Genomic DNA, 14,337 nt, shown 5'->3' on the forward strand with positions numbered 1-14,337 from the left:
TTCGTGTCGGCTGCCGCGATCAGCTCTTGTGCAGCTGCTCGTAGATCTCGGCGCGCAGCGGGCCCGATGCCCACTTGACCAGCGCGGCGGGGCAGGCCGTGTTCGGCGCGAAGCCGGCGGCGATCCGGAACAGGTCGGACGTGATCCGCTCGATGCCCTGGTGGTAGGCCTTGAACAATTCGTCCTGGTTGGCGCGCATGGTCTTCAGCGATGCCAGCAGCACGCTCACCGGCACGTACGGCGCGATGCGGTCGAGAATTCGGTCGACCAGCGCCAGATCCTTGTCCTGCGGGCCTTCGTCCATCACCACACTGACCAGCTTCGGATTGCCGCCGGTGCGGTTCGCCGACTGCTTGCGCAGCTTCGGATCGCGCGCGTAGTACGCCGCGATCGCGAGGATGATGAACAGCTCGTCGTAGGAATCCTCGGTGAAGTTGATGTCGTCCGGAATCAAGCCCTTCAACGCTGGCTTGAACGCTGCCAGCAGGCCGGGGAACTCCTCGTCCAGCCGGGCAAGGCGGCGGAATGAATCGGTCATCGCGTGCATCTCCGTGAGCGGGGTCCCGACGCCTGATGCTCGGGTGTTGCCGGAGTATAGCGGCGGCCTATGCGCGGCTTGGTGACAGCGGCCGCGCTCAGACCCGCAGGTTGCCCGACAGCACCGCCACGCTGTGGCCACCGACCCGGACGGCGCTCACCGCCCCGCCCACGCGATCGGCCTCGATGTGCAGCACGCTCGGCCGGCCCATCTCCAGCCCCTGATGGATCACCGCGCGCAGCGTGCCGTTCTCGATCGTCGACTCCAGCGCCATCCGCCCGGCCAGCGCCACCGCCGCCGAACCGGTCGCCGGGTCCTCGATCACCCCTGAGCCCGGCGCGAACATCCGGGCGCGGATCTCGCCCTCGTAACCCTGCGCCGTCACATAGACGTGATGCGCCCAACGGCCGTGCAGATGCTCGCGCCACAGCGCCACGTTCATCTCGACGCCCGCCAGCAGTTCCGGCGTCCGCAACGGTACCAGCAGGTACGGCACGCCGCAGCTGACCGTGGCCACCTCGCCGATATCCGTCTCGCTCAGCCCCAGCATCGCCGCGATCACCGCGTTCGACGGCCACGGCTCCTGCCCGCGCTGCGGCAGCACCGCCGTGGTCAGCTCCGCGTAGGGCGCACGACCCACCTCGCGCTGCACCCGCACCGGCACCGGGCCGACGTTCTCCTCCAGCACGAAGCGCACGTCCTCACCCTGCGGCGCCAGCCCCAGCTCCGCGAGCACGCAGGCCGTGCCGACGGTTGGATGGCCGGCGAACGGCAGTTCCACATCCGGCGTGAAGATGCGCAGCCGGCAGAGCGCTTCCGCCCGCGTCGGCGGCAGCACGAACACCGTTTCCGACAAATTGAACTCGCGGGCAATGGTCTGCATCTGCCGCGTGTTCAGGCCATCGGCATCCAGCACCACGGCCAGCGGATTGCCGCCGAAGCGGGTTTCGGTGAAGACGTCGAGGGTGTGGAAGCTGAGCATTGCCGGGGGATAGTGGGGGGCACGAGAAATAGCGTGCGCTTTGCGCGCTAACTCTGCAGGTCGGTGATGGCGTGATCATGCGCGAAGCGGATGCTACGTATCTGTCCGAGCTATCTGCGTGACCTTGATCGAAGACATAGGACCGGTGATGACCCGCCGCAGCGGCGTAGCCCGGATAGAGCGAAGCGAAATCCGGGAGACGGTGGCTGCGAAGTGAAAGCTGTCCGGATTTCGCGTTCCTCTATCCGGGCTATCTCGCTCGAGCGAAGGGTTAGGCTGCACCGTGTGCGACGATTCCTTCGACCAGTTGCCCAAAGGTACTGTTCGCATGACCACGCCAGAACTCTTCCGTTGGCCGGATCGAGAAGCGCTCGTCTAGCATTTCAACGACTGCTTCAAAGACGCTCTCCGGGTCAGTGGAGTCGAACGAGGGACCGTGAAACACAACATCCACCATGTCATCAGGCATGAAGTAAGGCGACTTCCACCCAAGACAACAAGCAAGTAAATCGCCAATCGCGCTAGCCACCTCAAGTTGCCTTCCTGTCCAAATCGCCATTGATTCCGGAGTGCGACTCGCTTGCGCTCGCTTCAACGGGCCGAAGAACGAGAGATCCGGTCCCAGCCACCGGACCCCAATGAAAAACTTCTTCCACGGATTCGTTGGTGGGAAGTGATCCGGAAACTTGAGTCTGCTCATGCGAATGTTGGTGCGGCCTAATTTGAATTAGCCATCAAAATCGCCGATCAAATCGGAGTGTTATCAGGCAAAAACGCCCGACGATGCTGGAAGATAACGTGGTGTGGCGCGGACAACCCGCAGATTCGAGACAGAATCCAGTCGACTTCACCTTTGTGCGATAAGCCCGCGACGCCTGTGCATTCACCGCCCGAGCACGTCGTTGAATGGCGCAGCACCACGCTGCAGATCACCCGCCACCCACGCACGGACCTAGCAACCCGGCCCAGCGACTCTGAAGCGCCGCCAACCCCACCGCCGCATTGGCCGGACTGGTCGACGGCATCGCCAGCACACGGAGAGCGTCGAGCCGGGTGCCGAGCGCCGGTGCCACCGATCGCCGGAATGCGTCCCGTGCCGTACCGCCATTCAGCGCGATGACCTCAAGCGCCGGATGACGTACCAGTAGGCGGGCGATGTCGTTCGGCACTTCGGTGCCGCGCACGATGCGGCTGTCGAGGCTGCCGGGGCGTTCGCAGCTGTGCAGCACGTCCCATAGCGCGACACCGGCATGGTTCAGCGCGGTGACGCGGGTGTCGTAATCGTCAGCCAGCGGTACGCCGAACAGCGCCTGCATCAGCGGCCAGAAGCGGTTGCGCGGGTGGGCGTAGTACTGCTGCGCGGTCAGCGAGGCGACGCCGGGCATTGAGCCCAGGATCAGGATGCGGGCGTGCCCGGCCGGCGGTTCGCGCGGCGGCAGGCTGGTGACCGGTGATGCCACGCGGCGTCAGCCGAAGTGGCCGGCGATGATGCGTCCCTGCGAGTCCAGTTCCACGAAGTAGCGGCTGCGGTCGTGGCGGAGCTCGCGGGTGGCGATGGAGCCGGGCAGCACCACGAATACCGTGGGATAGCGCTGCTGGAACGCGGCTACGGTCGGCCGGGTGGCGATGTAGCGATCGAAGTCGGCGAGGTCGTTGACGTCGGCCACCTTGGGCTTCGACTTTGACCTCGACGTCGGTTGCGGCTGGCCGGCCGTGGTCGCGTTGGCCAGCGGTTCCGCCAGCAGCATCGACGGCGTGCGCGGCATCGAGATCAGCTGGAAGAACTGCTGCCACTGTTCCGGCGAGCCGGCCCTGGCATTGCCGTGCCGTTCGACGTGGCCGCGCACCAGCGCCTCGCCCCAGCTGTAATTGATGATGTAGGCGCGGTACTTCTCGATGAACTTCAGGCGCTGCGCGGCGCGCTCCGGGGAATACAGCAGGAAGCGCTGCATCCAAGCCACGGTGTCCTCAGCGCTGGTGGCGCCGTCCAGATAGCGCCGTGCGGCTTCGATGCCGGCCGGCTTCAGCGCCTGCGCGGCCTCGACGATCTCCAGATAGCGCGCCGCCTCGGCCGGCTTGAACCCGGCGGCCTTGAACAGCTGGCGGGTGAAGGCCAGCAGATCCTTGCCGGGGAAGGCGAGGCCGACGCCGAAATCGGCCGTGCCTTCGGCGATCAGGGATTGCGGCGAGAACAGCGCGTAGACGGTGAACTCCGGCCATTGCTCACCGATCACCAGCCCGTTCTCCAGCAGCGCGTTATAGACGTGGTGGCCCGGATAACCCTCGTGCGCGGCCAGTTCGATGACGCGCGCCACCGGAATCGGCAGCTCGGTATTGATCTCGATGCGGCTCCGCAGCCGGCCCTGGTACCAGTTGTAGGCGCTCCACGGCTTGCCGCTGACCAGAGCCAGTTCGACGTGTTCGCCGATCGGCATCGGCAGGTGCTGGTAGCTGCGCGTGCGGGCCTCGTCCAGCGCCAGTGCCATGACCTTTTCGAGCTTCGCAGCCGGCACCGCGTAACGGTCGAGATAGCGGTTGTAGCGCTCGGTCAGCGTGCGCTTGGCGTCGCCTTTCTCGACCGGCAGCCGCTTTTCGATCCGCGCCAGGATCGGCGCGAAGTCGGCTTCCTGGTAGTGCGGCGCCACGCTGTCGTACAGCGCGCGGGCCTCGTCGTCGAAGCGGAAGCGTGTGCCCTGCAGCATCTGCGCGCGGGCCACGAGTGCCGCCAGCTGCTTGACCAGATAGCTGCGCCGCAGGCCGACCTTCTCCGGCCGGGTCTGGAACTGCGGGCTGTCGGCGCCGTCCACGGCGGCCAGCAGCTTTTGCGCGGCCTGCTCGATCTGGGCCGGGCTGAGCGCCTGCCGGCGGACCTCGTCGCGCAGCGCGGCCGGGCCGTAATAGGCGTCGACCAGGTCGGCATCGTGTTCGCCCAGCGCCAGCACCAGCCGCAGGTACTGCTCGCCGATCTCGTTGAGCGTCATCACGCGGGTGTCCAAGCGGGCGGCGGCGCTGTCCGCACCGCGAAAGGGAAGATGGCTGCAGGCACTGGCGGCCAGCAGGGCGCTGCACAGCAGCAGCGTTCGGATGGCAGGACGCATCGGGCGATGGAAAGGGCCGGGCGGGGACTTTCGTATCATCGTCCGGTCCCCGAATCTGCGTAAACCCTCATGTCCTTCGCCTTCCTCCGCGCTGCCGGCGCAGCCCTGACCCTGGGTGTCTCGACGATGCTGAATCCCGTACTGGCCGGCGAGATCGTCGACCCGCATTCCCACGCCAACAGCAGCGAGGTGCGCAGCACCCATCTGGCGCTCGATCTCGACGTCGACTTCGCGACCTCGCGGCTGAAGGGGCGCGTGGAGATCCGCTTCGAACGGCTGAAGGCCGATGCCGATCGTCTGGTGCTCGACAGCCGCGCGCTCGACGTGCAGGCCGCCGAGGCCAGCGCCGATGGCAAGACCTGGACCGCCACACGCTTCGTGCTGGGCGACAACGATGCCGTGCTTGGCCAGGCGCTGACGGTCACCTTGCCGCCGCAGGCCACGCGCGTCCGTATCCGCTACGCGACGCGGCCGGAAGCGTTCGGCCTGCAATGGCTGAAAGCCGCGCAGACCGCCGGCAAGAAACAGCCGTTCCTGTTCTCGCAATCGCAGGCGATCCACGCCCGCAGCTGGATTCCATTGCAGGATTCGCCAGCCGTGCGCACCACCTACGAGGCACGCGTGAAGACGCCGAAGGGCCTGCGCGCGGTGATGAGCGCGGAGATGTCGGACGCACCCGACGCCGCCGGCTACTGGACGTTCAAGATGCCGCAGCCGATCCCGAGCTACCTGATCGCGATTGCAGTCGGCGATCTCGCCTTCCAGAGCACCGGTCCGCGCACTGGCGTCTACGCCGAACCGGCGACCCTGAAGGCCGCCGCCTGGGAATTCGCCGACACCGAAACCACCGTCGCGCTGTGCGAAAAGCTGTTCGGCCCGTACCGCTGGGGCCGCTACGACCTGCTGGTGCTGCCGCCGAGCTTCCCGTACGGCGGCATGGAAAACCCGCGGCTGACCTTCGTCACGCCGACCATCATCACCGGCGATCGCCAGCTGGTGTCGCTGATCGCCCACGAGCTGGCCCACAGCTGGTCCGGCAACCTGGTGACCAATGCCACCTGGGAAGACTTCTGGCTCAACGAGGGCTTTACCGAATACCTGACCTTCCGGCTGACCGAAGCGCAGTTCGGCAAGGCGCGCGGCGACATGGAGCGGGTGATCGGCGTGGCCGAGCTGCGCGAGGCGCTGGCGCAGGCGGCCTCCGATGAAGATCGCAAGCTCAAGCGCGGCTTTCCGTCACGCGATCCCGACGAAGTGTTCAGCAGCATTCCCTACCAGCGCGGCGCGCTGTTCCTCGTCTATCTGGAATCGAAATTCGGTCGCGAAGCCTTCGATGCCTTCCTGCGCGGCTGGTTTGACAGCCACGCGTTCCAGAGCGCGACCAGCGAGCAGTTCCTGGCCTATCTCGACGAGCGTCTGCTCAAGACCCGGCCGGGTGCGGTGACCCCGGCGCAGATCGATGCCTGGGTGTCGCAGCCGGCCATGCCGTCCGATGCCGTCTACGCGGTGTCCGACGGGCTGACCCAGGTCGATGCCGCACGTGATCGCTGGCTGGCCGGCCAGACGCCGATCACCGCGATGGGCGCCGGCCAGTGGACCGTGCATCAGTGGGAGCACTTTTTCGAAGGCTTCCCGAAGACCGTCACCGCCGCGCAGCTCAAGGAACTGGATGCCGCCTTCAAGCTGACCGGCAGCGGCAACGCGATCATCGCCAGCCACTGGTACGCGCTGGCCGTCGGCAGCGGCCAGGTGGCGATGGTGTTGCCGGCGATGACCGAGTACCTCGGCCGGGTCGGCCGCATGAAGCTGATCAGCCCGATCTACCGGGCGCTGGCCACTACCGATGCCGGCCGTGTCCAGGCGCGGGCGCTCTTCGCGAAGCTGGGCCCGGGCTATCACCCGATCGCCCAGCAGGCGGTGGAGCGGATTCTCAAGGGCAGCTGATGCAGCTTCGCCCCGGTATGGGGCGCCGGGGCGAGCCGGCTGCCGGGTTCAGTGCACCTTGCGCGACATGCCCTTCAGGCGCTCGGCGTCCTTGTTGCCCTTGCCGGTATCCATCACCGGGCGCAGCTTGCCGCCGCCATTCGGACCTGCGGCTTTCTTCGCCGCCAGCGCATCCTTGAGGATCTCGGCGGCGGATTTCTTCTTTGGCGGTTCGTTGCTCATGGCGTGCAGTTTACCGCTGCGCGCCAGTACCGAGACGCCGGAGCCCCGGACGTCAGAGCGCCAGCCGCCGGATATCGCCGAGCAGCTTGCCGAGCAGCACGATGGTGCGGGCCGCATAGGCGCCATCGATCACCCGGTGGTCGTAGCTGAGCGACAGCGGCACCATCAGCCGAGGCTGGAAGGCCTTGCCGTCCCAGACCGGCTTCACCACCGCCTTCGACACGCCGAGGATGCCGACTTCCGGCGCGTTGACGATCGGCGTGAAGTGGCTGCCGCCGATACCGCCGAGGCTTGAGATCGAGAACACGCCGCCCTTCATGTCGGCGCCGGTCAGCTTGCCGTCGCGCGCCTTCTTGGCCAGCTCGCCGGTTTCGATCGCCAGCTGGGTGATGGTCTTCTTGTCGACATCGCGCACCACCGGCACCACCAGCCCGTTCGGCGTGTCAGCCGCGAAGCCGATGTGCGTGTAGTGCTTCTGGATCAGGCTTTCGCCGTCCGGCGACAGCGAGGCGCGGAACTCCGGATAGGCGTCCAGCACCTTGGCCACCGCCTTCATCATGAACGGCAGCAGGGTCAGCTTCGGGCCGCCGCCTTTCGCGCTTTCGTCGGACATCTCCTTGCGGAAGGCTTCCAGTTCGGTGATGTCGGCTTCGTCGGTCTGGGTGACGTGCGGAATGTTCAGCCAGGCGCGGTGCAGGTGCGCCGCCGAAATCTTGCGGATGCGCGCCAGCGGCTTGGTGTCGATCGGCCCGAACTGCGCGAAGTCGACCGCCGGAATCGGCGGGATGCCGGCGCCGCCGGATGCCGCTGCGGCTGCTGCCGGAGGCGGGCTGCTCAGCGCCTTCTTGACGTAGCCCTGCACGTCTTCCTGGGTGATCCGGCCTTTCGGCCCGCTGCCGCTGACCCGGGCCAGATCGACGCCCAGTTCGCGGGCGAACTTGCGGATCGACGGGCTGGCGTAGGGCACTGCGGCATTGCCGTCGGCGGTTGCCGGAGCGGGCGGCTCGGCAGCGGTGGCTGCCGGCTTGGCGGCGGACTCGGCCGGCGCCGGTGCGGCGGCTGGCGCTTCGGCCTTGACGGCCGGTGCCGGGGCTTCAGCCTTCGCGGCGGGGGCGGCAGCAGCCGCGCCGGCACCGGTCAGCGTGCAGACCGCGCTGCCCATCGCCACCTTGTCGCCAACCTTGATGACCAGGCCGCTGACGACGCCGGCCGCCGGGGCCGGCACGTCGAGCGTTGCCTTGTCCGACTCCAGCACCACCAGCGTCTGGTCCTTCTCGACCGTATCGCCATCGGCGACCAGCACCTCGATCACCGGCACGTCCTTGTAATCGCCGATGTCCGGGATGGTGACCGCGATCGGTGCCGCCGCTGCCGCTGCGGGCGGCGCTTCGGCCGCTGCTGGCGGAGGCGCAGGCGCCGGTGCAGCGGCAGCGCTTGCCGGCGCGGCTTGCTTCGCCGGTGCCGCTGGTGCAGCGGTCGGTGCTGCTGCCGCCGCCGCAGGTTCGGCGCTGGCGGTTTCCAGCACCAGCACGGCATGGCCCATCGACACGCGGTCGCCGACCTTGATGGCGATCGACTTCACCACGCCCGCTTCCGGCGCCGGCACGTCGAGCGTGGCCTTGTCCGATTCCAGCGTGGCGATCGCCTGGTCTTTCTCGACGGTATCGCCGACGGCAACCAGCACTTCGATGACCGGCACGTCCTTGTAATCCCCGATGTCGGGGACCGTGACTTTCAGTTCGCTTGCCATGGCTTCAGACGGTGACCGGGTTGGGCTTGGACGGATCGAGGCCGTACTTCTTGATGGCGGCGGCGACCTTCGCGCGCGGCAGCTGGTTCAGGTCGGCCAGCGCGCTGAGCGCCTTGACGGTGATCCAGCGGCGGTCGACCTCGAAGAAGTTGCGCAGCGCCTCGCGCGAATCGCTGCGGCCGTAGCCATCGGTGCCGAGCACATGGAACGGCATCGGCACGAACGGGCGGATCTGCTCCGGATAAGCCTTCATGTAGTCGGTGGCGACGATCGCCGGGCCGCTCATGCCGGTCAGCACCTCGGTGACGTACGGCACGCGCGCGTCCTCGTTCGGATGCAGCAGGTTCCAGCGTTCGGCATCGCGGCCGTCGCGGGCCAGCTCGTTGAAGCTCGGCGCGCTCCAGACATCGCTGGTCACGCCCCAGTCGGCCTTCAGCAGCGCGGCGGCGGCGATCACCTCGCGCAGGATCGAGCCGGAACCGAGCAGCTGCACGTGCAGCTTCGCCGGCTTTTCGCAGGCGCTGAGCAGGTACAGGCCCTTCATGATCCCGGCTTCGACGCCGGCCGGCATCGCCGGATGCGCGTAGTTCTCGTTGTGCAGGGTCAGGTAGTAGTACTCGTCCTTCTGCGGGCTGCCGTCTGACGGGTACATGCGGCGCATGCCTTCGGACAGGATCACCGCCACTTCGTAGGCGTAGGCCGGATCGTAGGCGCGGCAGTTCGGAATGGTGGCGGCGGCGAGGTGGCTGTGGCCGTCCTCGTGCTGCAGGCCTTCGCCGTTCAGCGTGGTGCGCCCCGCCGTGCCGCCGAGCAGGAAGCCGCGTGCCCGCATGTCGCCGGCCGCGTAGCAGAGATCGGCGACGCGCTGGAAGCCGAACATCGAATAGAAGATGTAGAACGGCAGCAGCGACACGCCGTGGTTCGAGTAGCTGGTGGCGGCCGCGATCCAGGAGCTCATCGCGCCCGATTCGGTGATGCCTTCCTCCAGCACCTGGCCCTTGACGTCTTCCTTGTAGAAGGCGAGCTGGTCGGCGTCTTCCGGCTTGTACTTCTGGCCGACCACCGAATAGATGCCGAGCTGGCGGAACATGCCTTCCATGCCGAAGGTGCGCGCCTCGTCCGGCACGATCGGCACGATGCGCGGGCCGATCTTCTTGTCGCGCAGCAGCATCTGCAGTGCCTGCACGAAGGCCATGGTGGTGGAGATCTCGCGTTCGCCGGTCGCTGCCAGCAGGCGGTCGAAGATCGACAGGCCCGGGATTTCCAGCGACTCGCCGACGGCGCGGCGCGACGGCAGGCAGCCGCCCAGGGCGGCGCGGCGCGCCTTCAGGTACTGGATTTCCGGCGAGTCATCGGCCGGCCGGTAGAACGGCGTGTCCTTGATCTGATCGTCGGAGATCGGCAGCCGGAAGCGGTCGCGGAAGGCGCGGAGCGCGTCCTCGCCCATCTTCTTCTGCTGGTGGGTGATGTTCTGGCCTTCGCCGGCTTCGCCCATGCCATAGCCCTTGACGGTCTTGGCGAGGATCACCGTTGGCGTGCCGACGTGCTTCGAGGCGGCGGCGTAGGCGGCGTAGATCTTGTGCGGATCGTGACCGCCGCGGTTCAGCTGGCCGATGTCCTCGTCGGACATCGTCGACACCAGCTTCAGCGTTTCCGGATGCTTGGCGAAGAAGTGCTCGCGCGTGTACTTGCCGCCCTTGGCCTTGTAGTTCTGGTACTCGCCGTCGACGGTCTCGTTCATGACCTTGACCAGCTGACCCGAGCGGTCGGCCGCCAGCAGGCCGTCCCAGAGACCGCCCCAGATCACCTTGATGACGTTCCAGCCGCCGCCCCGGAACACGCCTTCGAGCTCCTGGATGATCTTGCCGTTGCCGCGCACCGGGCCGTCGAGGCGCTGCAGGTTGCAGTTGACGACGAACACCAGGTTGTCGAGCTTCTCGCGCGCGGCGATGTCGATCGCGCCCAGGCTTTCCGGCTCGTCCATCTCGCCGTCGCCGCAGAAGCACCAGACCTTGCGGCCGCTCGGCTTCATCAGGCCACGGTTCTCCAGGTACTTCATCAGGCGTGCCTGGTAGATCGCCTGGATCGGGCCGAGGCCCATGCTGACGGTGGCGAACTGCCACAGCTCCGGCGCCAGCCACGGATGCGGATACGACGGCAGGCCCTTGCCCTCGGTTTCCATGCGGAAATGGCGGACCTGGTCTTCGCTCAGGCGGCCTTCAAGGAAGGCGCGGGCGTAGATGCCCGGCGTGCAATGACCCTGGAAGTAGACGAGATCGGCGCCGTCAGCGTGGTCCGGGCCTTTCCAGAAATGGTTGAAGCCGACGTCGTAGAGCGTCGCAGCACTGGCGAAGCTGGCGATGTGGCCGCCGATGCCGGAGTGCTCGCGGTTGGCGTTGATGACCATCGCCATCGCGTTCCAGCGGATGATCGAGCGGATCTTCCACTCCAGCGCGTGGTCGCCCGGCGAACGCTCCTCCAGGTGCGGCGGAATGGTGTTGACGTAGGCGGTGTTCGGCGAGAACGGGATGTAGGCGCCGCTCAGGCGCGCCTTCTCCTGCAGCGCTTCGAGCAGGAAATGCGCGCGCTCCGGGCCTTCGCGTTCCAGCACGGCCGCGAGCGCCTCCAGCCATTCGCGGGTTTCCTGCGGGTCCCGGTCGGCGACGACGGGCGGGGGAGAGCTTGTGGGTCCGGTCATGGCAGTCGCAATCCTGTGAGGGCGGGCGTTCCATCGGCATCCCGATGATGCGCCGATGCCGTCCGCCCAACGATGTCGGCCAGCAGCCGACCTGAGGCGCGGACATTAGACCGGGCTATTCGATACGTCCAATATATGTAACAAGCACTTTCAATACTTTCTGAGTACCTATCATGGAGCTGCGACACCTGCGCTATTTCGTCACCGTGGCCGATGAGCTGCACTTCACGCGTGCCGCGAAGCGGCTGGGCATGGAGCAGCCGCCGCTGAGCCAGCAGATCCGCGCGCTGGAAACGGAAATCGGCACGCCGCTGTTCGAGCGCAAGGCGCGCACTGTGACCCTGACCGATGCCGGACGCGGCTTTCTCGATGACGCGCGGGCGATCCTGGCCCACGTCCAGCGCGCCACCGACCACGCCCGCAGAGTCGCCCGCGGCGATCTCGGCCGCATCGGCGTCGGCATGATCAATTCGGCGCCGTTCCACCCGTTCGTGCCGCGCGTGCTGCGCGAGTACGGCCAGCAGTATCCGGAGGTGGCGCTGTCGCTGGACGAGAACTCGACGCCACTGCTGGCCGCCGCTGTGTTGGCGGATCAGCTCGATGTCGCCTTCGTCCGGCCGCTGCTGGGCGACGAGCCCGACCTGGTCAGCGAAGCGCTGTTCGACGAGGACGTGCTGATCGCGCTGCCGCAGGCGCACCGGCTGGCCGCCGAGCCGGAGCTGCGCGTCGAGCAGCTGAAGGCGGAAGCCTTCGTGCTGTTTTCGCGGCCGGTCGGTGCCGGGCTGTACGACGACATCCTTGCCGCCTGCCGGCGCGCCGGCTTCAGCCCGCGCATCGGCCAGGAAGCCTCGCAGGTGACGTCGATCGTCAACCTGGTTGCCGCCGGCCTCGGCGTGTCGCTGGTGCCGGCCTCAATGCAGCAGATCCATTCCGACGGCGTGGCCTACCGGCGGATCGTCGGCGATGCACCAAAAGCGCGCATGAGCCTGGTCTACCGGCGCGGCGATGAGTCGGCGACGGTGCGCAACATGGTGGCGCTGGCGCGCGCGGTCGCCAGGCGGATGGGGCTGTAGGTCGGCCGGCGGGTGCCGGAATCAGCCGCGCGGCATCAGCAGCGCGCCGGGCCGCTCGGCCCGCAGCCGGCGCAGTTCGCCGAGCGCGAAATGGATGAAGCCAAGGCCGGAGTAGACCGGCGAGATCAGGTTGACGATCGGAATCAGCTGGATCAGCGCCGCCACCACGCCGAGCCCGAACAGCGGGCTGCCGTGGCGGCGAAGAATTTCCTGGTATTCCTCGGCGGTGGCGTGTTCCGCCAGCGCGTCGTAGCGGAACACGCGGTCGTTGAGGTAGCCGGCCAGCGCGATCGGGATCAGGAAAGCGAACGGCACGATCAGCCACAGCGGCAGCGCGATCACCCACAGCACGAGGTAGACCAGCAGCGCGCCCAGGCTGTTGGCGACGCTGCCCCAGGTGCTGCCGAAGCGGCCGCGCGCCAGTTCGGGGTACTCGGTGCGGGCGATGTGCTCGACCATGACCGGCATCGCGAACACCGAGGTGATGAAGATCGCCGTCGCCGCCACCAAGGTCGGCAGGAACAGGAAGATCACGATCAGCGTCAGCGCGCCGACGATCCACGAGATGCCCCATTCGTTCAGGAAGGCATCGACCGGCTGGTACTCCGCGAAGCTGCGCAGCGCCGCCATGCCCTGCGACCAGAACAGGATCAGCAGCACCGTCCACAGCAGCAGGGAGCCGACCAGCGGCCACAGCACGAGGCCGAGCATGCGGCCCTGGAACTGGCTGCGGGTGGCGTCGATCAGGGCCTGGAACATGGGGCGGTCTCGTCAGGGATGCTGCGGTTCGGCATCCGGCAGCGGCTTCACGCCCTTGATGCCGGACGCGAGGATGCCGTCGCGCAGCGCACGGATCGCGGCCAGGCGCGGGAAGCTGCGCCGCCAGACCATGCCGATGGTGCGGCCCGGTGCCGGTGCCGCGAACGGCACGGTCGGCAGCGGGTTCGGCTCCGGCGGCCGGTTGGCGATCGAGCCGTTCGGCATCACCGTGATGCCGAGCCCGGAGCCGACCATGTAGCGGATCGTCTCGATCGAGCTGCCGGTCACCGGCCGCGGCCCGTCGCCTTCGGCGGTCACGCACTTCGGGCAGGCGGCGATCACCTGTTCGCGGAAGCAGTGACCGGGGCCGAGCAGCAGCAGGTGCTCTTCGGCCAGCTTCTTGGCCGGCAGGTTCGGCAGTGCCGCCCAGCGGTGACCGGGCGGCAGCATGACCACGAATTCCTCGTCGTAGATCGGCCAGGCCGACAGGCCCTGCAGGTCGATCGGCAGCGCCAGCAGTGCGACGTCCAGCTCGTTGTCGCGCAGCTGTTCGAGCAGCACGCCGGTGAAGTTCTCCTCGATCATCAGCGGCATCAGCGGTGCGGCGTCGCGCATCAGCGGCACCAGGGTCGGCAGCACGTAAGGGCCGACCGTGTAGATGGCGCCCAGCCGCAAGCTCCCGACCAGCTCGTCCTTGCCTTCGCGGGCGATGTCTTCGACGCGCTTGGCCTCGGCCAGCACCTTGCGCGCCTGCTCGATGATCCGCGCGCCCACCGGCGTCGGCTTGGCTTCGCCGCGGATGCGCTCGAACAGCGTCACGCCGAGTTCGTCCTCGAGCTTCTTCAGCGCCACCGACAAGGTGGGCTGGGAGACGAAAGAACGCTCGGCGGCGCGCGAGAAATGGCGCTCCTTGTCGAGGTTCACGAGATAGCGGAGTTCGGTCAGCGTCATGGGCGATCGGTACGGGAGCGGGCGCCGGACGCCGCTGCGGGCGTCTGCCGGATGGGCCGGATTCTAGACCGTCGCAGGCTGCCGTCGATCAGCCAAGCAGCTGCCGCAGCCGCTGCACGACGGCATGGACGATCGACAGCAGGCAGGCCAGCACGCCGAGTGCGGTGATGCCGTAGGCGATCAGCGCCAGCCCGTGCTGGCCGCTGGCGGCCGCAGCAAAGCCGGACAGGCCGCCGAAGCCGGCCAGGCCGAAGCAGACCGAGGCCGGGATCAGCCGCCTGCCGGCGGGCGGCGCGGCAGCGGGACGCTGCCGGCGCAGGGC

12 protein-coding genes are annotated in these 14,337 nt (G+C 67.6%); 2 read left to right on the plus strand and 10 right to left on the minus strand.

Annotated elements, in window-relative coordinates:
* Window positions 1-19 precede the first annotated feature (19 nt).
* The 5 genes from ACTIGJ_RS10040 to ACTIGJ_RS10060 all read right to left on the minus strand — a co-directional run bounded on the left by ACTIGJ_RS10040 (window position 20) and on the right by ACTIGJ_RS10060 (window position 4,618).
* Window positions 20-538 carry a hypothetical protein gene (locus ACTIGJ_RS10040; RefSeq protein WP_439640171.1) on the minus strand — a complete coding sequence of 173 codons (519 nt, stop codon included), beginning with the start codon at window positions 536-538 and terminating at the stop codon, window positions 20-22.
* A 97-nt stretch (window positions 539-635) separates the two neighbouring features.
* A complete protein-coding gene (locus ACTIGJ_RS10045; protein ID WP_439640172.1) occupies window positions 636-1,520 on the minus strand; it encodes a PhzF family phenazine biosynthesis protein in 885 nt (294 codons plus the stop codon).
* 271 nt (window positions 1,521-1,791) lie between these two features.
* The gene (locus tag ACTIGJ_RS10050; protein ID WP_439640173.1) at window positions 1,792-2,220 is read right to left on the minus strand and encodes a hypothetical protein; all 429 of its coding nucleotides are present in this window, start codon (window positions 2,218-2,220) and stop codon (window positions 1,792-1,794) included.
* A gap of 229 nt (window positions 2,221-2,449) precedes the next feature.
* A complete protein-coding gene (locus ACTIGJ_RS10055) occupies window positions 2,450-2,980 on the minus strand; it encodes a DNA-deoxyinosine glycosylase (protein WP_439640174.1) in 531 nt (176 codons plus the stop codon).
* A 6-nt stretch (window positions 2,981-2,986) separates the two neighbouring features.
* Window positions 2,987-4,618, minus strand: a complete 1,632-nt coding sequence (locus ACTIGJ_RS10060; RefSeq protein ID WP_439640175.1) for a hypothetical protein — start codon at window positions 4,616-4,618, stop codon at window positions 2,987-2,989.
* Between the two features lie 69 nt (window positions 4,619-4,687).
* Here ACTIGJ_RS10060 and ACTIGJ_RS10065 point away from each other — a divergent pair, with 69 nt between their 5' ends.
* Window positions 4,688-6,562: a M1 family metallopeptidase gene (locus ACTIGJ_RS10065; protein WP_439640176.1), complete on the plus strand. Its 1,875-nt coding sequence runs from the start codon at window positions 4,688-4,690 to the stop codon at window positions 6,560-6,562.
* Between the two features lie 48 nt (window positions 6,563-6,610).
* Here the strand turns inward: ACTIGJ_RS10065 and ACTIGJ_RS10070 are convergent, their stop codons facing one another.
* Genes ACTIGJ_RS10070 through aceE form a run of 3 tightly spaced genes read right to left on the minus strand, consistent with a single transcriptional unit; the run spans window position 6,611 to window position 11,232 of the window.
* On the minus strand, window positions 6,611-6,784 hold the full coding sequence (locus ACTIGJ_RS10070; protein ID WP_439640177.1) for a hypothetical protein: 174 nt from the start codon (window positions 6,782-6,784) through the stop codon (window positions 6,611-6,613).
* A 52-nt stretch (window positions 6,785-6,836) separates the two neighbouring features.
* A complete protein-coding gene (aceF, locus tag ACTIGJ_RS10075) occupies window positions 6,837-8,534 on the minus strand; it encodes a dihydrolipoyllysine-residue acetyltransferase (protein ID WP_439640178.1) in 1,698 nt (565 codons plus the stop codon).
* Window positions 8,535-8,538: 4 nt separating this feature from the next.
* On the minus strand, window positions 8,539-11,232 hold the full coding sequence (aceE, locus tag ACTIGJ_RS10080) for a pyruvate dehydrogenase (acetyl-transferring), homodimeric type (RefSeq protein ID WP_439640179.1): 2,694 nt from the start codon (window positions 11,230-11,232) through the stop codon (window positions 8,539-8,541).
* 173 nt (window positions 11,233-11,405) lie between these two features.
* Here aceE and ACTIGJ_RS10085 point away from each other — a divergent pair, with 173 nt between their 5' ends.
* Window positions 11,406-12,305, plus strand: a complete 900-nt coding sequence (locus ACTIGJ_RS10085; protein WP_439640180.1) for a LysR family transcriptional regulator — start codon at window positions 11,406-11,408, stop codon at window positions 12,303-12,305.
* A 21-nt stretch (window positions 12,306-12,326) separates the two neighbouring features.
* On the opposite strand, the gene ACTIGJ_RS10090 is transcribed toward ACTIGJ_RS10085, so the two are convergent.
* Complete coding sequence (locus ACTIGJ_RS10090; RefSeq protein WP_439640181.1) at window positions 12,327-13,064, minus strand: EI24 domain-containing protein; 738 nt, start codon at window positions 13,062-13,064, stop codon at window positions 12,327-12,329.
* Between the two features lie 12 nt (window positions 13,065-13,076).
* A complete protein-coding gene (locus tag ACTIGJ_RS10095; RefSeq protein ID WP_439640182.1) occupies window positions 13,077-14,015 on the minus strand; it encodes a LysR substrate-binding domain-containing protein in 939 nt (312 codons plus the stop codon).
* Between the last annotated feature and the right edge of the window lie 322 nt (window positions 14,016-14,337).

The organism is Nevskia sp. (genome assembly GCF_051860985.1).
In the GTDB taxonomy this organism is placed as follows: Bacteria; Pseudomonadota; Gammaproteobacteria; order Nevskiales; family Nevskiaceae; genus Nevskia.